The sequence below is a fragment of the Psychrobacter pacificensis genome (assembly GCF_900101915.1).
GTDB classification, from domain to species: Bacteria; Pseudomonadota; Gammaproteobacteria; order Pseudomonadales; family Moraxellaceae; genus Psychrobacter; species Psychrobacter pacificensis.
The window spans coordinates 1-26,795 of record NZ_FNAL01000006.1; the positions used below are offsets into that span (position 1 = coordinate 1).

27 protein-coding genes are annotated in these 26,795 nt (G+C 43.6%); 15 read left to right on the forward strand and 12 right to left on the reverse strand.

The genetic code is table 11. The features are described from left to right. A partial coding sequence (locus tag BLR43_RS04855) for an IS630 transposase-related protein (protein ID WP_093069238.1) occupies positions 1 to 282 on the reverse strand: 282 nt, incomplete at its 3' end. A 148-nt stretch (positions 283 to 430) separates the two neighbouring features. Between BLR43_RS04855 and rph the strand changes: the two genes are divergently transcribed. The 3 genes from rph to BLR43_RS04870 all read left to right on the forward strand — a co-directional run bounded on the left by rph (position 431) and on the right by BLR43_RS04870 (position 2,788). Continuing rightward, on the forward strand, positions 431 to 1,147 hold the full coding sequence (gene rph, locus BLR43_RS04860) for a ribonuclease PH (protein WP_093069240.1): 717 nt from the start codon (positions 431 to 433) through the stop codon (positions 1,145 to 1,147). A 119-nt stretch (positions 1,148 to 1,266) separates the two neighbouring features. Next, the gene (locus tag BLR43_RS04865; protein WP_093069242.1) at positions 1,267 to 1,758 is read left to right on the forward strand and encodes a hypothetical protein; all 492 of its coding nucleotides are present in this window, start codon (positions 1,267 to 1,269) and stop codon (positions 1,756 to 1,758) included. 265 nt (positions 1,759 to 2,023) lie between these two features. Beyond that, positions 2,024 to 2,788: a hypothetical protein gene (locus BLR43_RS04870; protein WP_071002946.1), complete on the forward strand. Its 765-nt coding sequence runs from the start codon at positions 2,024 to 2,026 to the stop codon at positions 2,786 to 2,788. Between the two features lie 114 nt (positions 2,789 to 2,902). Here BLR43_RS04870 and hemJ read toward each other — a convergent pair whose 3' ends face one another. From hemJ to serB, 6 genes are all read right to left on the reverse strand, one after another. Continuing rightward, positions 2,903 to 3,337 (reverse strand): protoporphyrinogen oxidase HemJ, encoded by a 435-nt coding sequence (gene hemJ / locus BLR43_RS04875; protein WP_071002947.1) that lies wholly within the window; start codon positions 3,335 to 3,337, stop codon positions 2,903 to 2,905. Positions 3,338 to 3,412: 75 nt separating this feature from the next. Further along, positions 3,413 to 4,525, reverse strand: coding sequence for a biotin synthase BioB (gene bioB, locus BLR43_RS04880; protein WP_093069243.1), 1,113 nt, complete (start codon positions 4,523 to 4,525; stop codon positions 3,413 to 3,415). A 256-nt stretch (positions 4,526 to 4,781) separates the two neighbouring features. Further along, the gene (locus BLR43_RS04885; protein ID WP_093069244.1) at positions 4,782 to 5,288 is read right to left on the reverse strand and encodes an SCP2 sterol-binding domain-containing protein; all 507 of its coding nucleotides are present in this window, start codon (positions 5,286 to 5,288) and stop codon (positions 4,782 to 4,784) included. A gap of 188 nt (positions 5,289 to 5,476) precedes the next feature. Further along, complete coding sequence (aciT, locus tag BLR43_RS04890; protein ID WP_227674118.1) at positions 5,477 to 5,869, reverse strand: AciT family ciprofloxacin tolerance protein; 393 nt, start codon at positions 5,867 to 5,869, stop codon at positions 5,477 to 5,479. 283 nt (positions 5,870 to 6,152) lie between these two features. After that, positions 6,153 to 7,160, reverse strand: coding sequence for a DUF368 domain-containing protein (locus tag BLR43_RS04895; protein WP_093069245.1), 1,008 nt, complete (start codon positions 7,158 to 7,160; stop codon positions 6,153 to 6,155). Between the two features lie 158 nt (positions 7,161 to 7,318). Next, complete coding sequence (gene serB / locus BLR43_RS04900; protein ID WP_093069246.1) at positions 7,319 to 8,509, reverse strand: phosphoserine phosphatase SerB; 1,191 nt, start codon at positions 8,507 to 8,509, stop codon at positions 7,319 to 7,321. Positions 8,510 to 8,987: 478 nt separating this feature from the next. Here serB and BLR43_RS04905 point away from each other — a divergent pair, with 478 nt between their 5' ends. The 6 genes from BLR43_RS04905 (at position 8,988) to BLR43_RS04930 (ending at position 14,077) form a co-directional block, all read left to right on the forward strand. Beyond that, the gene (locus tag BLR43_RS04905; protein ID WP_093069247.1) at positions 8,988 to 10,454 is read left to right on the forward strand and encodes a hypothetical protein; all 1,467 of its coding nucleotides are present in this window, start codon (positions 8,988 to 8,990) and stop codon (positions 10,452 to 10,454) included. Positions 10,455 to 10,639: 185 nt separating this feature from the next. Continuing rightward, positions 10,640 to 10,876: a PA3496 family putative envelope integrity protein gene (locus BLR43_RS04910; RefSeq protein ID WP_057761656.1), complete on the forward strand. Its 237-nt coding sequence runs from the start codon at positions 10,640 to 10,642 to the stop codon at positions 10,874 to 10,876. 248 nt (positions 10,877 to 11,124) lie between these two features. Next, complete coding sequence (locus BLR43_RS04915; protein WP_093069248.1) at positions 11,125 to 11,682, forward strand: UPF0149 family protein; 558 nt, start codon at positions 11,125 to 11,127, stop codon at positions 11,680 to 11,682. Between the two features lie 109 nt (positions 11,683 to 11,791). Beyond that, positions 11,792 to 12,229 carry a YbjQ family protein gene (locus BLR43_RS04920; RefSeq protein WP_093069252.1) on the forward strand — a complete coding sequence of 146 codons (438 nt, stop codon included), beginning with the start codon at positions 11,792 to 11,794 and terminating at the stop codon, positions 12,227 to 12,229. A 78-nt stretch (positions 12,230 to 12,307) separates the two neighbouring features. After that, a complete protein-coding gene (locus tag BLR43_RS04925; protein ID WP_071002955.1) occupies positions 12,308 to 12,841 on the forward strand; it encodes a YbjQ family protein in 534 nt (177 codons plus the stop codon). A 312-nt stretch (positions 12,842 to 13,153) separates the two neighbouring features. Continuing rightward, on the forward strand, positions 13,154 to 14,077 hold the full coding sequence (locus BLR43_RS04930; RefSeq protein ID WP_093069254.1) for a bile acid:sodium symporter family protein: 924 nt from the start codon (positions 13,154 to 13,156) through the stop codon (positions 14,075 to 14,077). A gap of 166 nt (positions 14,078 to 14,243) precedes the next feature. Here the strand turns inward: BLR43_RS04930 and BLR43_RS04935 are convergent, their stop codons facing one another. Further along, positions 14,244 to 15,044: a formate/nitrite transporter family protein gene (locus BLR43_RS04935; RefSeq protein ID WP_227674151.1), complete on the reverse strand. Its 801-nt coding sequence runs from the start codon at positions 15,042 to 15,044 to the stop codon at positions 14,244 to 14,246. Between the two features lie 29 nt (positions 15,045 to 15,073). Beyond that, positions 15,074 to 15,394 (reverse strand): hypothetical protein, encoded by a 321-nt coding sequence (locus BLR43_RS13840; RefSeq protein ID WP_227674120.1) that lies wholly within the window; start codon positions 15,392 to 15,394, stop codon positions 15,074 to 15,076. A 290-nt stretch (positions 15,395 to 15,684) separates the two neighbouring features. On the opposite strand from BLR43_RS13840, the gene BLR43_RS04940 reads away from it, so the two are divergent. The 3 genes from BLR43_RS04940 to BLR43_RS04950 all read left to right on the forward strand — a co-directional run bounded on the left by BLR43_RS04940 (position 15,685) and on the right by BLR43_RS04950 (position 20,671). Further along, entirely contained in the window at positions 15,685 to 18,618 is a 2,934-nt protein-coding gene (locus tag BLR43_RS04940) for a valine--tRNA ligase (protein WP_093069257.1), read from the forward strand. A 105-nt stretch (positions 18,619 to 18,723) separates the two neighbouring features. Next, positions 18,724 to 20,100, forward strand: coding sequence for an AAA family ATPase (locus BLR43_RS04945; RefSeq protein ID WP_093069260.1), 1,377 nt, complete (start codon positions 18,724 to 18,726; stop codon positions 20,098 to 20,100). Next, positions 20,093 to 20,671: an SET domain-containing protein gene (locus BLR43_RS04950; protein ID WP_093069262.1), complete on the forward strand. Its 579-nt coding sequence runs from the start codon at positions 20,093 to 20,095 to the stop codon at positions 20,669 to 20,671. Before BLR43_RS04945 ends, BLR43_RS04950 begins: the two co-directional genes overlap by 8 nt. A 261-nt stretch (positions 20,672 to 20,932) precedes the next feature. Here BLR43_RS04950 and BLR43_RS04955 read toward each other — a convergent pair whose 3' ends face one another. Next, positions 20,933 to 21,829 (reverse strand): ABC transporter substrate-binding protein, encoded by an 897-nt coding sequence (locus tag BLR43_RS04955; RefSeq protein WP_093069264.1) that lies wholly within the window; start codon positions 21,827 to 21,829, stop codon positions 20,933 to 20,935. An 827-nt stretch (positions 21,830 to 22,656) separates the two neighbouring features. Here BLR43_RS04955 and BLR43_RS04960 point away from each other — a divergent pair. Both BLR43_RS04960 and cspE read left to right on the forward strand, forming a co-directional pair. Continuing rightward, complete coding sequence (locus tag BLR43_RS04960) at positions 22,657 to 23,082, forward strand: YbaN family protein (RefSeq protein ID WP_093069265.1); 426 nt, start codon at positions 22,657 to 22,659, stop codon at positions 23,080 to 23,082. 235 nt (positions 23,083 to 23,317) lie between these two features. Further along, positions 23,318 to 23,527: a transcription antiterminator/RNA stability regulator CspE gene (gene cspE, locus BLR43_RS04965; protein WP_025644841.1), complete on the forward strand. Its 210-nt coding sequence runs from the start codon at positions 23,318 to 23,320 to the stop codon at positions 23,525 to 23,527. Positions 23,528 to 23,845: 318 nt separating this feature from the next. Here the strand turns inward: cspE and BLR43_RS04970 are convergent, their stop codons facing one another. Beyond that, positions 23,846 to 24,970 (reverse strand): YeiH family protein, encoded by a 1,125-nt coding sequence (locus BLR43_RS04970; RefSeq protein WP_093069266.1) that lies wholly within the window; start codon positions 24,968 to 24,970, stop codon positions 23,846 to 23,848. A gap of 222 nt (positions 24,971 to 25,192) precedes the next feature. Here BLR43_RS04970 and BLR43_RS04975 point away from each other — a divergent pair, with 222 nt between their 5' ends. Further along, a complete protein-coding gene (locus BLR43_RS04975; protein ID WP_093069267.1) occupies positions 25,193 to 26,128 on the forward strand; it encodes a LysR substrate-binding domain-containing protein in 936 nt (311 codons plus the stop codon). 99 nt (positions 26,129 to 26,227) lie between these two features. Here the strand turns inward: BLR43_RS04975 and BLR43_RS04980 are convergent, their stop codons facing one another. After that, positions 26,228 to 26,689 carry a universal stress protein gene (locus tag BLR43_RS04980; protein ID WP_058025444.1) on the reverse strand — a complete coding sequence of 154 codons (462 nt, stop codon included), beginning with the start codon at positions 26,687 to 26,689 and terminating at the stop codon, positions 26,228 to 26,230. Positions 26,690 to 26,795 lie beyond the last annotated feature (106 nt).

Consider the following 26,795-nt stretch of genomic DNA (forward strand, 5'->3'; position numbering starts at 1 on the left):
GCCTAGGCGCTTTAGGGCATGATGAATGCCTGTTTTACTACAGTTTAGACGACGAGCTCGCTCATACTGGTAATCATCGGGATACTCTTTGACATCATTAAGTAGCACATCATCTGGTATTTTATAGGGCTTGGTTTGCCTGGTTGTTTTACTATGAACACGCCGCTTCCAGTTCTGTATGGTGGTTGGGCTCAGATTATAAGACTCAGCCGCCTCGGCAAAGGTCATACCCTCGTCTAAGCTTTTTAGTACCTGTTTGCGAAAATCTAGTGAGTAAGTCATGGTCTTTATAATAACAATTGGATTTGATAATTAATTTATAACACTTTTAGGTGGAATTGACTATACCAGATACCTGTCGGTCTGCTTATTAGCCACTGATAGCGTACTTTTATGACACTGCTTTTATAATATTGTACTAGGAATTTTTATGCGTATTGACAATCGTGAACTTGACCAACTTCGTTCTATCAGCTTTGAGCGCCACTATACTAAGCATGCTGAAGGGTCAGTATTGGTCAGTTTTGGCGATACCAAAGTGCTATGTACGGCCAGTGTCGAATCTGGTGTACCGCGCTGGCTCAAAGGTAAAGGTAAAGGTTGGATAACCGCCGAATACGGTATGCTGCCACGCGCAACCAATACTCGCAATCAACGCGAAGCGGCTCGCGGCAAGCAGTCAGGCCGTACGCAGGAAATCCAGCGTCTGATCGGTCGTAGCTTGCGCGCCATGATTGATTTAAGTAAGCTTGGTGAAAACACCATCTATCTTGATTGTGATGTATTGCAAGCGGATGGCGGTACTCGTACGGCCAGTATCACTGGTGCGGCAGTTGCACTGATCGATGCGTTAGAAACTATCCAAAAGAGCAAAAAACTCAAAGCTGATCCGCTGATTGGATTGGTTGCTGCGGTTTCTGTTGGTATGAAAGGTGGTGAAGCTTATCTGGATCTGAACTACGAAGAAGACTCTAGCTGTGATACCGACCTAAACGTTGTTATGACTCAAAAAGGTGAGTTTATTGAGCTTCAAGGTACGGCTGAAGAAAAGCCGTTCACTCGCGCTCAAGCAGACGCTATGCTGTCATTGGCTGAAACAGGCATTGCTGAATTGATTAAAATGCAGCAGACTGCACTTGGTTGGTAGTCTGGTATTTAGATAAAACTTGCTGTCTTTATTTTTAGTTTTGATAACTGCCTGTTGGTTTCTGATAGGCAGTTTTTTCATAAAAAACACTTTTTACATTTCGCAATAGGTAACAATGCATGCTCAAGCTGACTGATGATGGCGCCAAAATCACCTTACAGGGTCAGCCGAATAATGCTGACAACGGTATGTTTTGGTTTGGATCTGCATTACTGATAGGGGCGGTGGCAGTTGCTATGGCAATGAGCTTATTGTCTGAGCGATTGGCTATCGGTGCGCTGGCACTGCTTATCGTCGGTAGTTTTATTTTTAACAAAAAACGTCAGCAGCATAAAAAAGCCATGAGTGGCATGATTAGTAGCGGTACATTATGGGTGCGAGCGGATGAGTTGGTACATGACAATCTAGGCAAACGTGAACACATTCATTTGACTGACGACGATAAAGTTGTGCTTATCGGTGATGGGCTGCAGATTGTCGATAGCAGTGAGGCACGCAAGTATCATATTACTGGTTTTGAGAGTGCCCAAGAGGCGAAAGTGACTAAAGCCATATTAGAAGGGCAAGCACTGACAAAACGCCACGTAAATATTAAAATGAGTAGTGATTAGTATTTTTACGCCTCAGTCGCTTGATTCATTAAAAGTCACTCCAGTCTCTATCCTATCTAACACCACCGCGCTTTGTCTTCTTTGACCCTTCTGAACGCTCTTCTTTATTATGACCATTCGTCATGATTTTTATACCGTCTATCGCCAATCTAAGGTGAATAGTTCTTGCAGATGCCTGTCTAAATGGTTTATAAGTAAGATTACAAAATTCAATCTTCACTATTATCCATACTGTCATTGATACTTTTTTGATCAGGAGTTAGTCATGTCGCGTTTGCCTATGTCGTCAGTCGCAGCATCGTGCAGTTTATTATTATTTACTTGTAGCATACAAGCCCATGCAGATAGTATGAGTGCCCTTATCGCTCAAAAGTCCGTCCAGTCTGACTCTAGTGCGCGCTATATGTCTTCTTATCCAGCAGTTCCCTCCGTCAAAGTCAGTACACAATCTACTATTCAACGCGCGCGCTCACCATCATATAGCAATGATAGCATGAGCAGTTATGGCAATCAGCCAGCGTTAAGTACTACTTACCGTTATCCTGAAATGCAGCGTCAGGCACCTACGGTGTTGCCAGCATTTTTATCAGGGAGTTATGACAATGTCGATAGCGAGTATTTACCGCTATTGAGTAGTGCGGAGACGCAAAGCAGTATGGCTGCCCGCGAAGTGGTCAGCACGGCACGTAAAATGGCACTGAATGAGCGGACGATTATCAAAGGCGGCTGCTGGGATTATTTGAATGCGGTGTTTAATCGAGCGGGAGTTTCGCGTAATACCATTCATAAAGGCACGTATGCGCAAGGCCCTTATGCCAATAGTAGCGACATTGAGACAGGTGACTGGCTTTACTATATCAATCATGGCTACAATGGCATTGAGCACAGTGGACTGTTCGTCGGTTGGGTCGATGAGCGTGCTAAGCAAGCATTGATATTAAGCTATGCTGGTGAAAACCGCCGTGAGCCGGCGCGTTATCGTGTTTATGATTTGAGCAATGTCTATCAAATCATGCGCCCTAGTGTTTGATCTATAATATTTGGTAGACAGTCCAAAAAACAAATAAAAAAGCGTCCGCCACTTCCATAAGTGACGGACGCTTTTTATTGGTAGGTCATCAGTTATAAGCATTTCGACTGGATTTTAGAATGGTTTAACGACCACTAAAATGACAATAATCACCAAGGCAAAAACAGGTACCTCATTAAACCAGCGCCAAAACTTATGGGATTTATAATGAGGGTTATCAATCAGTTTTTTGCGATAAAAGCCGCAAGCGCCATGATAGCCTGATAGCAACACGACGAGCAGTAGTTTGACGTGTAGCCAGCCTTGGGTTTTATAAACATCCCAGCCCAGTCCTAACATCCATAGACCGAATATCCATGTCGCTATCATCGAGGGCGTCATAATACCGCGATACAGCTTGCGCTCCATAATAGTAAAGCGCTCTTGGCTAATGCTATCGTCACTCATCGCATGATAGACAAACAGACGCGGCAAATAAAATATCGCTGCAAACCAGCAGACCACCGAGATGATGTGTGCAGCTTTAATCCAGTTAAAATAATCTGCCATTACTTAATCTCTTATTATCAGCCGTGTAATATCAGGCTTGTTTTCATACATTGTTGTTAGCCGCACACAGCCAAACTAATCGGCCAATACCATCTGCGATTGATGACCGCTCATCGCATCCATCACAGGCAACACTTTGGGCGATCTTGGTGCGGCAAACTGCTTGGTGAGACCAAGCTCACGCATGAGTCTGTCGTCGCCTGATTGACTGGCATTACCCGTCGTCAGTAACTTGTCGCCATAAAAGAAGGAGTTAGCACCCGCCATAAATGCCAAGGCTTGCTCTGAATCTGATAAGCTTTCACGGCCAGCAGACAAACGCACATAACTAGTCGGGCAGCAAATACGTGCCACGGCAATGGTACGAATCCACTCTAGCACTGATAACTGGCCTTCTGCCAATACTTTATCGCCAATCGGTGTGCCTTTAATCGGGACTAGCAGGTTAACAGGAATCGACTCAGGGGCTTTCGGCATTTTTAGGAGCTCATGCACCCAATCAATACGGTCATCCCGGCTCTCACCCATACCAACGATGTTACCACTACAAACATTGATACCAGAGTTGCGTACGTTTTCGATGGTATCTAAGCGCACATCATAGCTACGCGTGCTGACGACTTGCTCGTAATAGCTGCGCGAGGTATCTAGGTTATGATTGTAATAATCCAGTCCTGCATCCGCGAGTTGCGCCGCTTGATTGGTATCGAGCATACCTAACGTCATGCAAGTCTCAAGTCCTAACGCTTTCACTTCTTTGATGAGCTCGACCACATAAGGCATGTCTTTGGCGCTTGGGTGTTTCCATGCAGCACCCATACAGAAGCGAGATGAACCGGTTGCCTTGGCGCGTTTGGCCGCGGCGATGACTTTATCCACTTCTATGCGTTTTTCTGCCTGCAGTTTCGTCGTATCGCGATGATGACCTGATTGTGAGCAATAGCCACAATCCTCAGGACAGTTACCCGTCTTAATAGACAGTAGCGTACTGATTTGTATTTCGTTGGCGACAAAGTGCTCTCTATGAATGGTCTGGGCTTTTAACAACAAGTCCATCAAAGGCAAATCAAACAACTGAGCGATGTCGTCACGACTGTATGTGTGAGCGGCTTTGTGAGTATCAGGTTGGCTGAGTAGGTCAGTTGTGCTATCGGCGTTTGGTTCAGAGATGCTAAGCAGTCCTGCCATAAGGTAAATCCTTTTATAAAATTAAATGGTATCAGGTAATATCAATGTATGTGTCTATTGTCATTTATAAGGTAATAAAAAAGGTTGCCGTATAGTATACCGCAACCTTTTTAGAAAATCAGAACACTGCTAGAGAGCATGTATAATTGTCACAATAGCGCACATAAATAGCAACTATCTAGTTGATCCTATTTCAGCCATTTTACCAGTGAATATCATGCAATGCATTACTCATTTATAGGAAAGGATCAGCTATTTACTTGCCCAATTTATGCTTAGCAAAACCCACCCAGTGCTCAGCAAACTTCTGTGCTTTATACGCATAAGGCTTGGCTTTTTGGAGGTAAGGTTTACACTCTTCTGGAACAGCTGGCACGATATGCTTAGCAAGTTTGTTGAACCACATCATTAGGCTATAGTCACCCTCGATGCTTAGATTGCCTTCTTGCACGGCAGTCATAAATGCAGGCAAGCTACCTTTGGTCAATAGCTTGACGCCCGTCATAGAATCTTTGAAAGTAATGGTCAAATCTGCTGCTTTTGCATGACCACTTTGTTGACTAAATTGTCCATTATCAAAGCGAAAAGAACGCGCGATATCAGATTCGGTGCTGGCAAACTCAATCGTGACACTACGATCAGCAAAGAGTGCTTTGACGTCTTCGTTGTCGCTATCAGCGAGCATAGACAGACGATAGCCAACCACTGCTAGCAGCGCATCTAATGGGTCAGATTTGATATCTAATACAGGAATAGTAAACATAGTGGAACTCCTAAAGGTAGGGCATAAGAATAAAGCGTACTTTATACCAGTTTTTATGATAAACATATAACTAGATTATAACCTACTGAGTGATTTCAACTCTTTAGGAGTTAAGTAGAAAGCGTTAAGTATCTTGTAACATTAAATATCACTGTTATGGGTAGGGTATTCGTATCAGTATGGCAGTATCAATGAAAGCGTGGCTTATAATCATCATCGTAAACAGGCGTATGTTCGACATAGCGAGCCGCTTCTAACTCGCGTTGCCGACTGACTGCATGACTCACATCCTCGTAGCGTAGTGCTCGGTATAGTACCCAGCCGGCCAAAGGTAACCAGCTGATTCCCATCGCGATGACGTAACGGTGCCATTCCGAAAGCGCAGACAGCATCGGACGACCTACCAAGATATTCTGTATCATCTCAACAGCCAACCAGTAGACCATACCACCAAGTAGATATAACAACAGCCAACGCTGCGATGATAGAGCGAGCGCCACGATCATACCTGCCAGTAAGCTATAGCCTAGCCATGCTGAGCTGCTCCACATCTCTACGCCAATAAAAGAAAAAATAGTCATTGCCATCATTCATCTCGCTATTCATAAGGTGAACTCCAATGAGACTATTATGGAAGGTTGCTGAGCAAAGCTAAAGAGGCGCTAGGCGACTTTGCGACAACCGTTGACGTTTGATTTTTTAGATTAAGGTTGCTTTTTTTTGGATAGCTTGTACGATTTTTAATCGTTAGCTGGTAGGCTAAGCGCCGCAAAAAAGGGCGCTTATATTGGGGAGGGTAGGAGTCGTTGTAATGGTTCAAACAGAGGCTTTTTAATCAAATATTTACACAGGGAGGATCAACAGTTAAGCCTTATTGGTTCGTCTGCCCCACCAAGATAGTAACGACACCAAAATAGCACCGAGTAGCATAAGACCAACTGTGGTCAGCCAGTGGGGACCAGTAGGATACTGCCATGGCATAACGTTATTGATCGCCTCGCTGTTAAGAGCGCCTAATACATCTACTTTCCACGGCCATACCTTGACCAAAGAGCCGGCAATAAAACCGGTCAGCAATGCCAAGGTGGCTTGATAGTAGCGGGCTAATAACCATTTTAGAGCACGGGTAAATAATAACAATCCAGTTGCCATGCCCGCCATCACAGTTAATAGTACCGTAAAGTTAAGAGTATGCACGGCTTCCAATACCGTGTCATAAGCCCCTAGCAACAACAATATAAAAGACCCTGAGACCCCAGGCAATATCATGGCGCAAATCGCAATCGCGCCTGCAAAAAATAAGTATGGTAAGCTAGGTGTCGCCGCGAGTAATGGCAGACTACTAATGACCACAGCAGCAATGAGTCCGGCAGCAAACAGTGCCACACGTCCTATATTCCAGCGCTTAATCTCACTTAATAAGATAAATACCGTTGCGACCACCAATCCAAAAAAGAATGACCAAATAAGCAGTGGTTGATTGTCTAGCAAATATTTGATGATACCAGCCAAGGTAACAAAACTCGTCGCAATACCAAGTATCAAACACAATAAGAATGTCGCATCAACCTGTCGCCAAATCGCAATCAGTCCTTTGATTCCGCCGTTTTGTCGAAATATCTGCCAAAGGTTGGGGCCAATGCTACCGAGTGCATTAATCAGGCGCTCATAAATCCCTGCAATCAATGCAATAGTGCCACCAGAGACACCAGGAACGATATCAGCAGCACCCATCGCCATGCCTTTGACATAAACCCCTAGCAGCTCTTTTGGGTTATTCGTATGCACAGGGACAGAGACAGGGACCGTGCTTGCGTCTAATGGCTCTGCTACTGACGGCTGGTTTGGCCGTGGGGATTGTGGTGCCGTCATGAACAGTCCTTTATTATCTGAGAATAAATGTTATCTAAAAATAAATATCTGGCGTTATTACAACGAAACGTATTTAAAAATTAAAGCAACATCATTTAAAGCTGGCTTAATGAGACAGACATCAATCCCGTTTATCGGAAATCTAAGGGATGATGCGCTTATTTAGTAGAGGCAAATGCTGGATAACCAAGCGCATATAATGTCCCCTCAAGTCCTGTCACATTGATCGCGGCATCAGCACGTGCTTGCACGATGGGCTTGGCATGATAAGCCACTCCTAAATCGGCAAGCGCCATCATCGGCAAGTCATTAGCCCCATCACCGACACAGACCACTTGCGACATCTCCATACCTAAGCGCTCAGCCGTATGTTCGACTATAGCGGCTTTTTTGGCACCATTGACAATAGGAAGCTGCACCTGGCCGGTAACTTCTCCCTCGTCGATGTCTAAGACATTGGCATGGACCTCATCAATCCCTAATTGCTCAGCGATATAGCGGGCAAAGTAAGTAAAGCCACCAGACACCAGTACCGTATGGTAGCCCAAGGCTTTTAACGCACTGATGGTGGTACGGGCACCGACCGATAACGTCAAGCGGTTGCAAATATCATCAAGCACATCGGTAGAGATACCTTTTAATAAGGCCACGCGCTGAGCAAATGATTCATCAAAGTCAATTTCACCACGCATCGCCGCCTCAGTAATGGCTTCAACTTGCTCACCAATACCAGCCGTTTTTGCCAGCTCTACAATGACCTCTTGTTCAATCAACGTCGAATCCATGTCAAAACAGGCAAGCTTGTGAGTACGTAGCATATGACCGACCGATAGGATGTGACAATCGACGATGTCTAGATTGCCTGTACTATCCGCACTGCGTGTGCGGTTGTATTCTTCAGACAAGTCATGGCGCAGACGAGTGGTCAGCTGATCGTCAATGATGTGAGCGGCGGCGGTCTTTTTGCCAGGGTGCATCAGCGTATCGGTCACAGGTACCAACAAATAGCGGTATACTTGAGCATTGGTAAAGGGTAGACGCTGTGCATCGGCTGCCGTTGGCTCTGTATCAGAGACCGTAATATTAACAAAGCTCGCCTCAGTATCCTCAGCGACCGTCACCAAATGCCAACTTGGCTGCTCATCGACCCAAGACTGAACATATTGATGAATGTCCATCGCTGATACTTGAGTAGGCAGCACGACAATGAGCGCAAAAACAGGCAGCGACTGTAGCGCATCAAAATCTCGCAGATTGGTATCATCAGGTAATAATTCTGCAATAGAGTCGACGGCTTGTTGCCATGCTTTGCTGTCTTTTGGTAACGAATAAGATGTATTTTTTGGCATGGCTCAATTGTCCCTTGTATGCTCATATAAGATTGGGAATAATAACAGTTTTACTGAGCAGCGCCTATAGATGACATGCAAAGTATCATGGGTGTTCAAAAATGCTTATCAGCGCCTAAAATCTGCTGAAATGCAACAAAGTTATTATGATAAATTTATAAATCGACTAACGCTATAAGACTTATTATGGTGATATAGTAGATGACTTAAACTGACCCCTTGGTAACGATGCTGTGGCAAAAATAGCAGCGATAATCATGAGGCAGCGCGCGATAGTATCATCGTTCAAATTTAGCTCAATAAATAAGTGTCATTTTACATAGTAGCATTTTATATGATGACTGATTTCAATGAAATACTATCGATTTTCCATGAATATCGATCAATATTCGCGCATTACAATTGTTCAAAAATTAGCCAAAAAATGAGCAATAGACTCGTTTTTTAATTTCTTTTCTCCAAAAAAGTTTAACATATCATGACGTATTTAGCGCCGCGGCAAGGGTTGTTTGCCATTATTCTTCTGGTTAGTTTTTGTTTGCAGACGTTGTTATTGGTCATCAGTACCGATCAACAGCTGAGCAAAAGTCGTGCGTTAAAAGGCGAGCAAATGGTCGCCCAGCTGATTGATGAAGCAAGGTTGTCTTTAGAAAACAAAGACCGTGTCAGTCTCAGTGTGATTGCTAACCGCTATACCAGCGAGCAGGACGTAACAAGAATACTGATTAAAGACAATAAAGACGATATTTTGGTGCCTGTGGGCAACGCGCCGATGCAGCAAGGCGATACGATTCGCCAAATCGCCACCAACGGCGATGCAGTGATTGGTAGCGTTGCACTGACGTTAAAAGACGTTAGTAAAGGTGAAATCATCGCGATGCAGTGGCCGTTTGTGATTGGCACTATGTTGCTGCATTTATTACTGTGGTTAATCTATGGCTATCTTGCTCGTCCGACCAAAGAGCAAATCAGTGCGCTGAGCCGTAATATTCAGGACTTGTATCGCGAGCAGTACAATCAGGGCGATCAGCGCGGCTACAGCCGTGACCTTGAGCGCGGCACAGGCGGCAGTCTAGCTGATGGTACTCCAAGCGATAGTCAAATGGCTGGTTTGGCTGCCAAGAGCGAGACAGCTGGCAATGCAGCACAGGCGCGTCCGTTCAATGTACATAACGAAGTCAATGAGTACCTAAGAACACAGCAAAACCAAAGCAGCAGCGATGAAACTGGCAGTCTAACAGCTACGTCTGAAGGCGATATTGAAGACAAGGTTGTTAGCACCGCAAAGCGTCATAGTTCGCAATCTGGTGGTCAAACGTCTAAATTGTCTGCCACGCGTTCAGTCGATAGCGTGAGAGTACAAATCCTCTTTCATGATGAATTCAATATGCTTGAGCGCCTCGCACCGGCGCAGCGCCTGCCTTATCTAGCCCTATGTACGCAGCTGCTCAATCAAGCCGTGACCGAACTACTCAAACAGCCATTACTACTGGGTGTCAGTGCGACCAATGAGGCACACTTTGAGGACGATGGTGCAAGCGTGGTGCTAAAAGCGGACAACAGCCATGCCAAAGTAGCACTGGCTGGGGTCATGCTTGCCAAGCTGTACTTGATGCTCAACAAAATCATTCATGACAAGCATATCGAGCTGTCGCGCTTTGCACTACCAGCAAAAGCAGGCGTGAGCGATGACGCACAGTCAGAGCCCATGACCCATCTACTACAGAGCATCGGTAAAAAAGAGCAACTGCTGATATTGCTGCCAGCTGCTGGTCTCAAACAAATCAGTAACCATGTACAGGTCCATAGTATCATGCGCCCAACCACTGTCTACGAGCGCGAGTGTGCGATATTCGATGGCGGGAACGACGCGATGATTCAGCGTTTGGCTGATGTTCGTAATGCCGTGCTCATGATTGAAGACGAAGATGAGTCAGCGACATAGCAGTATTAACATGGGTCATTTATACTACAATTGTCCATTATATAACTGGTATCATAGTCTTGGTACTCAGGCTGAAATGTGACATATTAAGAAAAAGGATTGACAACTTTCAATAGAGACTTTATAAGGCATATATATATTGATGTATATTTAATACCCTTGCCTAAAAATGATAGGAGTTTGTCATGAGTGACGCTGATATTGACGACGATTTTGATGATGATTTTGTCGACGATGATGACGCAAAGATGGTTGAAGAAGCTGAGACAAGTGTACGTACGCGTTTAAGTAGTCTTGAGAAGCGTCGACTGATCGATAATTTGCTAGAAGAGAAGCGTTTGGCTAAAGAATTAAAAGATGATCTAGATGATATAGACAATTTTGATGAAGATGGTGATGATTGGGATGACGACGATTTTTAATTCATTGGCATCATTGTCTAAGCTGACTAAAGTCCTCTAATGATTGACCATCATCCAATCAGTCATATAGGTTGCCAGATGTTTATTACTTTTTATAAACGTGTGTAACCCGCTCTATTGAATGATATTTATGTTGTAAAGGCTGCTTGTTTTTCACTATTCAAGCAGCCTTTGTTTTAAAACCCTTTTGCCTTTAACCGATCGATCACTGTGATTGACGTTGGCTATCTCCCAAGGACTGTTAAGCCATGAATAACCAATTAAGTTTTGATGAACTGCTCGATTATTTAGACAACCAAGAGAGCCAGTTCGTGCTCGATAGTGTCGCTGCGCATGGTTTTTTGACAGCGACGGTCATTGGTCGCCCACTCCCTAACTGGATGGACGCGCTTTTTGAGGGTCATGTGAGTGAGATTCCAGAAAACGTCATCGATGGTATCAAGCGCTGGCGCGACTCGATCATGGCTGAGCTAAAAAACGAGACACCGATTGAGCTGCCATTTGGTGAAGATGCTGGTGACGAAGAAGTGGCGGTTGATTTTTCAGATGAGTCAGATATCGTGGCTTGGTCGATTGGTTTTGTCGATGCTATGTATGGCGATGAAGCAAGTGATTGGTTTGAAGACGAAGAGACAGCAGAAGACGTGGCTGTGTTGACCTTACCAATGATTGTATTAAGCGGCATTGATGATGAAGATCCAGAGCTAGAAGCAATGCGTCGCGATGAAGATAAGATGGTACAAATGGCCAATAGCATCGAAGGCAATTTGACCGAGCTGTTTTTGTTGTTTCATACCAATGACTAGTCATTCTAAAAGACAGTATGACTAATCGTACTGTCTTTTATTGGTGCTGCGTTAAGTCGCTCTGGTCATTCTTTTAGATACTTTAATAAGTTACCGATAAGGTCTTACTATGGCTGTGCAACTCTCCAATCTTGAACACCTACCCAATTATCAGATTACCGAACGCTTAGATGTGGTGTACGGCAGTACAGTGCGCTCAAAGCATGTGGGCAAAGACTTGTTTGCTGGGCTAAAAAACATCGTTGGCGGCGAGCTGACCGCTTATACCGAGCTGTTAGAAGAGTCACGCCAAGAAGCGATCGATCGTATGGTGGTCAAGGCAGAAGCGCTTGGTGCCGATGCTATCGTCGGCTTGCGTTTCTCTACCTCTAGTATCGCACAAGGGGCTTCTGAGCTGTTTGTTTATGGGACAGCGGTCAAAGCGGTACCAGTATCGCAGCAGCTCCAGAACTCAACAAGCGATAATCACTATCCGTCCGGTCAAACACCCAACCCTCAAGTCCAGACTGCGCCAGAGGATTTACCGCGTTTTAATCCTTTTGGTTGATCTTAGCGCTTTAAAAGCTGTAGCACTGAAAACCACAATGCTAAAAACCGTAATGATTTTTATAATGAGAAACGTCCCATGAATGACTCACTCACGCAAGTGCTTATCAATTATGGGCCGTTTATCTTTTTATTCGCCGCTGGTTGGTTTTTTGGGTCGCGTCACGAGCGTCAGCATTTGGCACAGCTAACGGTAGCAGAGCAGGCGCTAGGGGATATTACGGTTTCAAGCGAGCGTTTCTACCGTCCTGAGCTGGCTGTCGGTAGTGAGGGCGCGCTAGTTCTTGGCAGCGTCGTTATTGCTCAAGATTACTTTAAGATGATTATTGCTCGCGTGCTTAGTCTCTTTGGCAAAAACCTAACCACCTATGAGACCCTACTTGATCGCGCGCGCCGTGAGGCAATCGTCCGTATGCGTACACAAGCGAAAGCCAAAGGCTACACTCATATTTATGGTGTACGTCTAGAAGTCACTAACATAAACCAATTGGGCAGTATGGTAGAAGCCATTGCTTATGGCACGGCGGTCATCAGTACTGATCACACACCTATCGTTTCTGCTACACACACATCGCCTGCACGTGTACCTTCTGCACTTCCTAGCATCTCTTAATACCTCGTAGCACTGCTATTTAGATTCTCCTCTGTGGTTGTCGCAGCACAAAACCCAACGCTGACTGACCAGTAGTCAGAAAAATCAAATACATACACTTTTACAACGATATACTGACTTTCAATGTTTCGACATTTTTTGGGTGTATGTCAGTAGTGATGATTCCAAAAAGTGTTGTGTACAAAGTGTCGTATAAAAACGCTGACAATGTCGGTGCCTTTTACCCAAGATATCAGCAGGATTGGCTGATTGAGCATCATAACGTTGTCATAAACCTGCCCGTGTAAGGGTTATATCTACAAGGATGTAGTTATGGAAGGTGTGGAGTTAGTTACGTTTGTCAATTCAAAAGTCATTCCCATTAGTATTTTTTTGATTATGATGGGAATGGGGTTGTCCTTAGTTACCAATGACTTTAAAAGAGTCGTCAAATATCCCAAAGCAGTCGCAATCGGACTGACCAATCAGCTACTATTCTTACCATTGGTCGGTTTTGCCTTGGCAACTTTCATGTCACTCGAGCCTGAGTATGCCGTTGGCGTTATGCTGCTAGTACTGTGTCCTGGTGGCACGACATCTAACTTATTTACTTATTTGGCAAAAGGGGATGTCGCGCTTTCGGTCACGATGACGGCGATCGCCAGTGTTATCACCGTCTTTACCATTCCTATCGTGCTGAGTTTTTCGCTCGTGTACTTCATGGGTGCTGGTAGTGAGTTTCAGTTGCCAGTCGCCAAGACCATGATCAGCTTGATTACTCTGACGATACTGCCAGTTAGTATTGGTATGCTCATCAAACGCTATGCGGCAAGCTTCGCCGATAAGGCACAGGTGATGGTGTCTCGTTTTGGTGTGATATTTTTGAGCTTCTTGGTAATTTTCTTAGGATATGTGCAAAGAGATATTTTGGTCGAGGCCTTAGTTGCCACTGGCCCTGTGTCGCTTATATTGAACGTATCGACGATGGCGCTTGGTTATTACACCAGTAAATGGTTCGGTCTAAATCCTGCGCAGAGAAGATCCATCACGATGGAAGTGGGTCTACAAAACAGTACGCTGTCGATGTTTATGGCATTGACGCTGCTCGCTAACTATAAGATGTCGTTGACTCCAGCTATTTATACGCTAATCATGTTCTTAACCGCAGGTATCATGGTCAGAGTATTTACCGCGCAACACAATAAAGCGAATAGAGTAGACAGAGAAAATAGCGTATTGGCTGCAAGAAGAATGTAGTTTAATCAGAATGTAAGCCGCAGTGCATTGCTAAGTACGCAGTGCACGACCCAATAAAATAAGCCCACAATATACTTTTTATGATGAGAGTTATTGTGGGCTGTTATATTTATCATGGTTTCTTAAAGTGTGTGGGTTGATTCAATACGGATAGCATCGCTCAACGCTAAAATCTGCGCCTATCTACTTCTGCTCGTGCCTCAGCGGCCTGCTCTTTGACCCTTTCAATTTCAAACAAGAATGTGCGGTTTTTGAGTACCGCGACAAATACCACGCCGCCGACCGTATTGCCCACCAAGACCACGACTAAAAATATCAAATAGTGCCATAGGCTGACCGTATTGCCATACAGCAATGCTGAAAACACTTCAATATTGCCAACGATACTGTGATGCAGACCCAAAAACCCGATACTACCAGTGATAATGGAAACCAAAACAATACGGCTAAGGGTATCGCGTGCAGATGTGACTAGCCATGCCGCCACGCCCATCATCCAACCTGCCAGTACCGCACTACCAAAGATGACCCACCACTCAAACCCTAAGATATGCTCAGCGTAAGCATCGATAGCATGGTCGGTAAACAGATGCATATGCAGCCCCAAACCAATTATTAAAGCGGCAAACAAACAGCCACCGACGATGTTACCAGCGATAACGATGCCCCATAGACGCAGCAGCTTATGCAGTGGTTCAATCTTGTTTAGCACAGGTAGACTGAGTAGGGAGGTCTGCTCAGTGAATAATAACGACTGACCAATCACCACGATAATAAAGCCGATCGGATAGAGCAGGGAGGACAGTACCATCGCATAGCGACTCGGCAGCACATCATTAAGTAAGGCAAACGCCGATAAAATCACAAAAAAGCTGATACCAATCTCAAGCCCAGCTGTAAAGGCGCTGGTAAACAGCGAGCCAAGCGAGCGCTCAAAGGTTTCTTTGGCATGGATGACTTGCTCCACCAAAATACTGGCATAGCTTTTCGCTTGGCTTAAATTATCGTCACTGGCAACTTTTTAATGGTTTCTTTGTCTTCGTCGCTGATTTCTTCTGGCAGGTCATCATTGTCTAAATCTTCGGTGGCTTTTATATGATCATCTGCGTGGCTATGCGTATGAATATCTATATCGTTGTTTTCAGGAGTGTGACTGTGCTGTAGCGTATGACTGTGCGCCATATTGTCTTTTTTATGAGGATCGCTTACATCATCATCCTGAGATGAATGACTGGTGGTACTCACGCGCGCGCTATCTGGTAGGATATCCTGAGCATCCTGACGACGGCTTTGGTTAGGTCTGTTATTTTGGGACAAGGGTGATTCACTGTTGGTCGGCTGGTATATGGATAGAGCTGATACAACGCTATCGATGCTATTTTAGCGTATGACTGTGGTAGGTTCTGTTGAGTGTTTAACCAATTGCGGTTATTAATTGTTCGATAACGGCATGAAAAATGACCTTCAGGCTTTATAAATTGCCTTACCATCTAACAAAATCTGCCTATCTGCGTTAAAATCACTCTATTCATTATTTTCCTAATTTTTATATTCTCTTTAATTCAATTAACTTTGATCACATTCAATCAATAAAAGATAATGCCATTATGAGTAACCATAACCTAACTGCCTCTATTCAAGCGGCACTCAATCAATTAGAAAACGCCTATAACCCTGCACAAGTCGAGGCAGGTATGTATCAAGGCTGGGAAGAAAGCGGCTATTTTGCCCCAACATTTGATAAAGATGAATCGTTCTCTATCGCGCTGCCACCGCCAAATGTCACGGGCTCGCTGCATATGGGTCATGGGTTTAACAATGCAATCATGGATGCGCTCACACGTTATCACCGTATGAATGGCGACAACACGCTGTGGCAACCAGGTACGGATCATGCCGGTATTGCAACCCAAATGGTCGTTGAGCGTCGCTTGGAGGCGCAAGGCATCCGCCGCCGTGATATGACACGTGAAGATTTCATCGATAAAGTGTGGGAATGGAAAGAAGAGTCGGGCGGCAGTATCACTAGCCAAATTCGTCGTTTGGGTAGCTCGGTTGACTGGTCGCGTGAGCGCTTTACCATGGATGATGGTCTGTCTAACGCGGTAAAAGAAGTATTCGTACGCCTGTTTGATGATGGTCTTATCTATCGTGGTAAGCGTTTGGTCAACTGGGATCCAAAATTCCAAACTGCGCTGTCTGATCTTGAAGTAGAAAACCATGATGAAAAAGGCAGCTTGTGGCATTTCCGCTACCATTTCACTGATAAAGACCTAACCACTCAAGATGGCAAAAACTATCTGGTCGTCGCCACCACCCGTCCTGAGACACTCCTTGGTGATACGGCGGTCGCCGTCAATCCTAGCGATGAGCGTTATGCACATTTGGTCGGCAAAACCATTACTTTGCCAATCACGGGTCGTGTCGTGCCTATCGTCGCTGATGACTATGTCGAGAGTGACTTTGGGACGGGCTGTGTCAAAATCACCCCAGCGCATGATTTTAACGATTATGAGCTAGGGCGTCGTCATAGCTTGCCACTCATCAATATTCTCGATGAGCGCGCCAATATTTTGCCAGCGATGGAAGTCTATCCTGATTTGCAGACACGTGAGCCAGAGCTAGAGACTACGCCTAGCGAGTACGCCGGACTTGAGCGTTTTGCCGCGCGTAAGTTCTTGGTTGAGCAAGCAGGCGATCAGGGCTGGCTAGAAGACATTGAGGACTACGCACTCAAAGCCCCGCGTGCTGAGCGTGGCGGTACGATCGTTGAGCCATGGTTGACCGATCAGTGGTATGTTGCGGTCAAAGAGCTTGCCAAGCCTGCGATTGAAGCGGTAGAAGACGGCAGCATTGAGTTCGTCCCTGCCCAGTACAAAAACATGTATATGGCATGGATGACTGACCTGCAGGACTGGTGTATCAGCCGTCAGCTGTGGTGGGGTCACCGCATCCCAGCGTGGTACGACGATGCGGCAGGTGAGGTGTATGTCGCACGTAGCGAGGCGGAGGTTCGCACTAAGTACAATCTCAGCGATGATGTGGCATTGCGCCAAGAAGATGACGTCCTCGATACGTGGTTTAGCTCAGGTCTCTGGACCTTTAGTACACTAGGCTGGGCTGATCCGGCTGCGGATAAAAAGGTGCTAGAAACCTTCCACCCAACTAGCGTCTTGGTCACGGGCTTTGATATTATTTTCTTCTGGGTCGCGCGCATGATTATGCTGACCATGCATTTTGTCAAAAACGAAGACGGCACGCCGCAAGTGCCGTTTAAGACCGTCTATGTGCATGGTCTCGTCCGTGATGGCAACGGTCAAAAAATGTCAAAATCAAAAGGTAACGTCTTAGATCCGATCGATCTAATCGACGGTATCGATTTAGAAGCGCTGGTCGAAAAACGCACCAGCAATATGATGAATCCAAAAGACGCGGCTAAGATTGAAAAACAAACACGTAAAGAGTTCCCAGAGGGTATCCCAGCCTACGGTACCGATGCGCTGCGCTTTACCTTTACCTCATTAGCCAGTACCGGTCGCGATATCAACTTTGATCTGAAACGCGTTGAGGGCTATCGTAACTTCTGTAATAAAATCTGGAACGCCAGCCGTTTTGTCCTAATGAACTGTGTCGATGGTGACAGCAATGCCAAGCCTATCGACCAAACGGCGAACCCTGACGTATGGGAACTACCAGAAAAATGGATCATGAGTCGTCTGAACTCTAGTATCAAAGACATTCATCAGCATTTCGCCCAGTATCGTCTCGATATGGTCAGCCAAGATATCTATGAGTTTATCTGGAACGAGTACTGTGATTGGTACGTGGAGCTTGCCAAAGCCAGCCTAAATGATGACTCGGTGACGGATGCGCGTAAAGCGCAAATCCGCTACGTGCTGCTGCATGTGCTCGAGACGGCGCTGCGCTTTAGCCATCCGATCATGCCGTATCTGACCGAAGAGATTTGGCAGACTGTCGCGCCACTGCTGAGCCGTAAAGATACCGACAGCATCGTTGTCGCAGCTTATCCTCAAGCTGATAATGCGCAGATCAGTGAGCAGGTGGAGGCGGACATGGCATGGCTACAAGAGCTGATCGCCAGTATCCGCAATATTCGCGGTGAGATGAAGCTGGGTAACGCCGTACGCCTACCAGTATTGCTACAAAATATCGCAGATGAGGAAGAAGCGCGTCTATCACGTATCAAAAACCAGTTTAAAGCACTGGCCAAAGTCGAGAGCTTAGAGATCGTCAAAGAAGATGATGAGGTGCCATTGTCATCATCAAGTATGGTCGGTCAGCTACGCGTGCTGGTACCGATGAAAGGACTGATCGATCCAACGGCTGAGCTGGCACGTCTGGACAAAGCGCATGAAAAGCTACAAAAGCAAGCCGACGGTATCTCGCGTAAGCTGAGCAATGAAGGATTTGTCAGTAAAGCGCCAGCGCAAGTGGTTGATGCTGAAAAAGCGAAACTGGCTGAGCTAGAAGGGCAGCTTAAAACGATGACAGCGCAGATGGAGCAACTGAAGGCGTTGTAAAAAGTAGAATGCTTACTAAATTCTGAGAATAAAAGTCCATACTTACTTTAAGTACTATGGACTTAGTTACCACAGTAAATAGAAATTCTAAACAAGTAGAATATTATGAGATTTGATTTTAAGAATTTTGGCTATATTGATGATGGATCCATAGAGCTTTCAGACCTAACTATACTTTGCGGTCCCAATAGTTCTGGCAAGACTTACACTAGCTATAGTATTTATGGTTTTCTAAAGTATTTTAGGAATTTGACAGAATTTTCTGTGTCGGATGATCTACTTGATAAACTGAGAGAGGATGGTGGCTTAGATATAGATCTAAAAGACTATACTAAAGAAACTAAATATTATATAAAAAAAGCCTCAGAGAAATTTAGCAATACTCTGAATGATTATTTTAGTGTTCCTGAAGACGTGTTTGCACAATCGGAAATTAATTTTTCTATTGATGATCTTAAGATTGATTTAAGTAGAGAATTCAATAGAATCGCTAAGTTCGGTAATTCTAGAAGCCTAATATTTGATAAACCTCCTTCTGAAAGTTGTTTATCGATCGTACTTGAAACTACTGACGTAAAAGTTAGCAAACTGCCCAAAAGGATTTTAAGTCAAATAATAAGTGATGCAATAGCAGACTGCCTTCTAGAAAGCGCTCTTGTTAAACCTTTCGTGGTTACTTCAGAAAGAACTGGAATAGCTTTATTTTATAAGGAGTTAGATGTTAATAAAAATAGAATAATTGAGCACCTCACAGAAAGCGATGATTTAGATCCATTTCTGTTACTTGAGAGTATGCGCTCTAGATACGCTAAACCTATACAGGATAATATTAATGTTATTCGTGATTATGAAAACATCAATAAACAGAAAAGTTTCATTAAAAAGGACAAGAAATATAAGTATGTAACGGATGCATTGCAAGACTTACTTGGTGGTAGTTTTAAATCTATAGACAAACAAGTTGTTTATCAGCCTAAAAAGGTTAGAAATAGAGATAAGGTTAGCGTGCCAGTATATATAGCATCTTCCTCTATAAAATCATTGTTTTTGATAGATCTATACATTAACTATCTTGCTAAAGAGAAAGGATTATTAATTATTGATGAACCTGAATTAAACTTGCATCCAGATAATCAACGCAAGATGGCAGGGCTTCTAGCTAGGTTAATTAACGCTGGTATTAAAGTAATGGTCACAACTCATAGCGATTATTTAATACGAGAAATTAATAATAGAATAATGCTTAGTAATGAAATTCCTGATAAGAAAGAAATAATGTCTAAACAAAAATCTCCTAAGCTGGTCAAAGAAGATATATTGAAGCCTGAACAAGTTAAAGCATACACTATGAGCGATCATACTATAAAGGAAATTGATGTCGATAAATATGGTATTAAATTAGATATTTTCGACTCAATTATAGACTCATCCAACAACCTATCAGATGAAATATTTTTTTCCTTAGAGAATAGTAATGATTAGTACTCTTGAAGAAATAATAGATCCCAATTCTCGTGTAGATATTATTGGAGAACATTCAAATTATCTAATACTAAAAGAAAAAAGTAAAGAAAGTAAGATATCAAAGCTAGTTATAAAAAATATACCCAGTAATTGCTTTGCTTTTACGTTAGACTGTGCTGATAAAGTTAAGGGTAAGTCTTATTCTCAGCTATCTTCATATTTAAATGATTCTAATGATAAAGGTATCAATAAGAGCTGTGACTTAGTAATTATGTATTTTAAAGAAGATATGAAATTAGTTGAAGTTGATTTAATTGATTTAAAGTCTGATAAAATAAAGCCCCAGAGATGTGAAAGCCAGTTAAATAACTCTGAGTTATTTATTAGGTATTTATTAGATATAATTAGATTCCACTATTCTATAGATTTAACACCCAAGGTAAGAAAAACAATTATATTTACTGGAAGACCTAAAAAAGTACCTGTATATCGAGGTGGTGAGAAATATACTAAACCTTTAGTTTATTTGCCGTTAACTGAAAAAAATGGAAAGGCAGAAGTTTATTACAAAAAAATTGCAAGCTGTTAAGTTTTTTTTGATTAACATTATTATCTGCATAATGGGTTAATTCTAGAAATATTGTAAATATACTTTTTTCAAAATGTAATATAATTGGAAATTACAATTCCAAACTATTTTTATATTCAATAATAATTAAAATACCCATGTATATAATATACAACTAGCATTTCGAGTTAATTTCCTAGATAAGTTTGAACTATAAAAAACCGCCACAGTAAATACGATGACGGTTTTTTATAGTTCAAAATATATTCACTTCTAAAATGTCTACAACGCCCAAAGCGATTTATACTGCTCATCACTCAATGTCACGATATCGATTTCGGCTAGCATCTCGCGTAGGGCTTGCCATTTATTTGCATCAGGTGTGATTGGTGTGATCAATCTGCTAAGCGTATTATCAATAATCGCATCCATCAGCGTATCCGCCTCAGTTTTACTATAGTTGTAATACATATGGTGGGCAGTCTCTGGATCATTTTTACACAGTTCCGTCATCTGATTGGTAACTTGGATAAAGGTATCTATCGCGTCTTTCTTCGCACTATAGATCTCATCCGTCGTGAGGATTTCTAACGCCGAAAAATTCGGATAAGGGGACAGGTGCTGATCGATAAACGTAAAGTCCAACCCTTCATGAATCGCCTCAACCCCTTCAAAGTTATAAAAGCACAGCCATGCACCATCGAGACTTGGGTCTTCTTGCAGGTTTTTTATATGGTAAAAGTCTTTTTGTACAAAGCTCACATTGTCACGGCTGATAGTGAAGCCATTTTTTTTGGCATAGCGCGCTAATATCTCAAAGCCAATACGATTGGTTTTTTCTTCAGCAGCAGGGGTGCAAATGCGAATCGGTTGATTGTTTTTGAGCTTATCCATACTGGACTGCTGCATCAATATGCCGCCATCGGTCTCAAAAAAACAGCCAAGCGCACGCAGATTCGGCGCGTAATGCTCAAACAGATGAATCGGCTCATTCACATGCAGATCGATACTTTGGTTTTGCAATTCAGCAAAGCCATCATAGTGGTCATCAGGCTCGATAATAGTGATATCTAGCCCTGCCTGCTCATATGCGCCTGTGGTCATACCCGCGATAAAGGGCAGGTGATCAGGGTTTAAGAACCATTCGAGGGTAAGGGTCAATTTGGTGGTCGGCTGCATGGTTGTTTCCTTATTAATGATAGAAAACAATCAGACTGATGCTGTTTAAACAAAACAAAAAAGGCAAAACAAGAAAGGCAAAATCTCAACATGTAAGGCGCTATCAGATCAGCGCGTCAGGTAGAGATTTCTCTTATTTATAGACTGCTTAGGGTCTGTCATGCTTGTTTCCTACGTCAGTGCTAACTGCTTCAGGTTCACGGGTGTGTCTCAGCGATGGTTTTAACAATCGTTACAAGGTTAAAAGCAAAGCACCCCGACAAGGTTAAGTGGTGCTGCATTATTTTTGATCAGTACTGCTAATGGCTATTATCGATAGCTACTGCATCATCATATAGTGAAACCATTATAAAAATGGTATAGCAAGATTAAACGCTATTTTTCGCAGCCTCTGGAGACGCAGTCACAGCAAGCAAGAAAAGTAGCATTTAATCGAGCGCGTTTCCTATGCTGCATCAATTTTATTGAGGTTCTACTATAGACGACTTGTAAGCGGCGATGCAAGCGTACAAGGAATGACAATGAAAGGTGATGACTGACGCTCGTTAACCGCCCTTTATAACAGTTCACATTTGTGTTGGCTTTTTATAAGCGCTTTCAATCTTATAAGCGCTTCAATCGACGTGTTAATAGAAGAGCGCAGTATTTGTCATTGGTACTTACCCAATCACTAACCAACGATACTGATCGATAGCAAAAAGCTTGTATAAATGGACTTGTACAATTTTTGGTGATATTGCATGCTTGGTTATTCATACAAGTAGCTATGTAAATACTTTTGATGGCTACCAAAATCATTCACCGCACCGTCCATCGACATCACTTATATGACCCATAATAAAAAAGCGTTTTATCATAGGCCTAAGACCAACCAATCTAGAAGTCCAATGATACGCTGGACTTTTGTGACGCTTGGTTGGGTGTTTTTTGTCTTAGGGATTATCGGTATTTTATTGCCCGTCATGCCGACTGCGCCTTTTATACTACTTGCAGCAGGCTGCTGGGCGCGTAGCTCTAAGCGCTTTCATTTTTGGCTGATCAATCACAAATACTTTGGCAAATACGTCCGTGATTGGGAAGAAAATCATGCCGTGCCGCTTTATGCTAAGTGGCTTGCGACCATCATGATGGCGATATCGACTGCCATGTTGTTTTATCGTCTGCCCGCGGATATGACATGGGTGGCATGGCTGGTAGCACTGGTCTGCAGCGGGGTTGCCGTCTATTTGTTTCGTCTGCCAAATGCCAAATAAAGTCGCCAATATATAGGGCAATAGTTAAGTCCAGTTACATAAAACCTGAGATAAGGCTTGCGATACTAGGATGTTCCCCCTATAATACATCCAAGCTTAAGAGCAGTTCTGCACCAAATCATTACCTCGTAGTATTAGTTATAATCCTTCGTTTTAATATTTATCGTTCAGTAGCTATTTGCAAGCGTTATCGGTCTATTAGACCACAAATAAATTAAATATCAGGGTTATGACTATGTCAGACGTTCAAAAAGGTACAGTTAAGTGGTTCAACGAAGCTAAAGGTTTTGGTTTCATCGCTCCAGAAAACGGCGCAGACGTTTTCGCTCATTACAGCGAAATCTCAGGCTCAGGTTTCAAAACTTTGGCTGAAGGCCAAGAAGTTGAGTTCACTGTAACTCAAGGCCAAAAAGGCCCACAAGCACATAATATCGTTGCTATCTAATTTTTATTAGAGCAAGATGATCAAAAAACGAGCTTTCGGGTTCGTTTTTTTTTCGTCTATGATTTGGTATTAAATGAAACGACAGATATAAAAAAGCCTCCGACTATATGGATGGTTAGAGGCATTTTTGTACTGGGTACTGAGGTATAGTCAATCCTAAATAAAACAGATACATTATATATCAAGGTGGAACTGGTCTAAATTTTCCTTGCGTGCTGTGCCTACGCTGCTCGATGCTGCGAAAAATTTATCCCAGTCCCACTGTATCGTTTTTATACTGAATTCACTATAAGTGAATAAGCGTGAGCAATTGACTTATTATATAAAGCTAATACCGATATTGATCAGACCACCGCCCAGTATTAACCAGCCAAACATCACCGCTCCTAAAAACAAAGGTTTAGCGCCCGCTTGCTTAATCGCGCTTAGATGAGTAGTCAAACCTAGCGCAAACATCGCCATCGTCAGCATCACATCATCTAACATCACCATACTTTGCTCGATACTTTTAGACATTGGTATCCAAGTATGCAATAAGACAATAGCGATAAAAATAAACGCAAACCATGGCACTTTGACTTGCTTGACGCGGGTCATAAATGACGCTGCCTCGTTTTTACTGTCCTCATCGTCTATAACGGCATTATCTACGGGGCGATCTTTGGTTAGCGCAAATGAGAGCATAAGTAAGAAAGGCGCGAGCATCATAACGCGTATCATTTTGGTCACGACAGCGGTATCGCCAATCTCAGTATTGATTGCATTGCCTGCGACCACGACTTGCGCCACCTCATGTACGGTTGAGCCCGTGTACACGCCATACTGCTCGGCACTGAGCCAAGGCCGTAACCAACCAAGCTGATATAAAAAAGGGTAGAGCAGCATCGCAATAGTACCAAATACCACGACCGTTGCCACAGCGATGGTGACTTTGTGGGCTTGCGCGTTGACCACTGGCTCTGCGGCGATGACGGCAGCAGCACCGCAAATACTTGCGCCTGAGCCAATCAAAATCACCGTTTCTTTATCGACTTTTAACCATCTAGTACCTAGCCAATAGGTCAGTAGAAAGGTCGACGTCAATACGAGTGCATCGGTCATAATCGCTGGCATACCAACGCTCGCAACTTGCGTCATAGTCAGCTTAAATCCATAAAACATAATCGCGAGGCGTAAAATCTGACCCTTAGCAAAGCAAACACCGCCGTTTAGACGCTCAGTGAACTTGGGATAAATGGTATTACCCAATATCATACCCAGCAAGATGGCGAGCGTTAAAGAGGATAAGCCAACGATACGCCCGTTTGACCACATATTCAAACTCGTGTTTAACCATAAGCAAAACAAACCACCGATCAGTACCACAGCCAAACCAGCCAAGTGGCGTTGGCTTGGAATGTATTTACTCACTGAGCGACTGACTGATTTGGCTAGTGTATGCATAAGAGGCATATCCTATTACTGATATTAAAATAAGCATAAGCTTATGAGTAGACAGTATAAGCTGACTATATTTATAATAAAAACAGATTAATAAGATATAAACTATCGATATTTTAGGTTAGTGTTTACGGTAGAAATAGATATACCGCGCATGAGTAGCAAAAAAAGACATGTATAGCGAATAAGACAGGCTAAAAAATGACATAAGGCATCATCAATAACATGAAAAAATCTGTACAGACATTGCCAAAGATTACACTTAAGCAGCTCGCTGTTTTTGTCAGTATTTACCAGACAGGTAGCACCAGCCGTGCCAGTGAAGAGATGCATTTATCACAGTCGGCAGTCAGCAGTGCGCTGACAGAGCTTGAGTCTAGATTACAGATGCCATTGTTTGAGCGCGTCGGTCGCAGGCTTAATCAGCATCCCAATGCCCATCCTATTTATATACAGGCACAGGCTATCTTGGGGCAATCGCTCACGCTTGAACATTATCACCAATATCAGGCGGGGCAGATACATATCGGGGCGAGTACCACGATTGGCAATTACGTGCTGCCATCATTGCTTGGTAAGTTATATGAGGCGCTACCAGATGCCAATGTCGATATGTATATTGCCAATACTCAGGAGGTGGTGAGTGAGGTTGAGCAGCTCAATATCGATATTGCTTTAGTAGAAGGGATGCCGCGTCCGATAGACATGAAAGCCATTGAGCAGCGCGAATGGCGAACGGATACGCTGATGATATTTGCCAAACGTGATAGTAAATGGTTAAAGAACGTCGCTACCTATAGCCAAGATGAGGGCTGCTATCAGCTGACTATTAATCAGCTAGCACAGTTGCCGCTACTCGTACGTGAGGCAGGGTCGGGCACACGGCAGATTATCGATGAGCAGTTGCTAAAGTATCTACCTAATGCAGAAGTGGTAAAGGCCATACACCAATCAGAAGCCATCAAACATATGGTGAGTGCAGACATTGGTCTTGGCTGCCTATCACAGCACGTGATTGAGTCAGAGCTTGCAACAGATAAGCTGGTGCAAGTAAGCGTTGCAGGAATCGATCTATCGCGGACATGGTGGCTGGTCTGGCACAAAGCCCGTCATCAAAGCCCCATTTGGCAGACGTTTATAGATATTCTCCAACAAGATTAACTGAGGTAATGTCAAAACATGAGGAATAAAAAAGCGCCGTATCAATCATGATAGGGCGCTTTTTGTTAACTGATAATTCCATATAGCCAAAGCAAATTACTACGTCGAAACCGGTTTATCAAGCCTTACTACAAAGCTGTCGCAAGGTACGTTAGGCAAGATATTATCTGCTGTCGCGCCACTGATCCATGCGGCAATACCAGTGCGCTTATGGCGACCGATGACCAACAGATCGACGTCGTGTTTATGACAGTAGCTGACAATACCTTCACTGCTAGAGATAGCGGTAGTGACTTCTGACGTTGCCGCATTGAGCTGGTTGCGTTCAAGGAATTGCGCCAGTTTTGCCCGTGCTTCTTGGCAGCGTTCATCGTCAATTTCATCATATAGACTTGACGCAGGCACCAGCTCGTAGCCGAAGCCCACCATGGTATCTTTGACAATATGTAGTACAGACAACTTAGAACCGGGACGGTTTTCAACGATGCGCTTGGCCTTTTGCGCGACGATATCCGCATCAGAGAGTAAGTCGGTGACCAGTAAAATATGTTCGTAACTCATAACGTCTTCCTCATGTCAGATAGTATTTACTATAGCACTACTATAGAGCGCTGTTAAGTAATGCTTGTCTATCTTTGTGACATAGACTTTGATATAGAACAACACC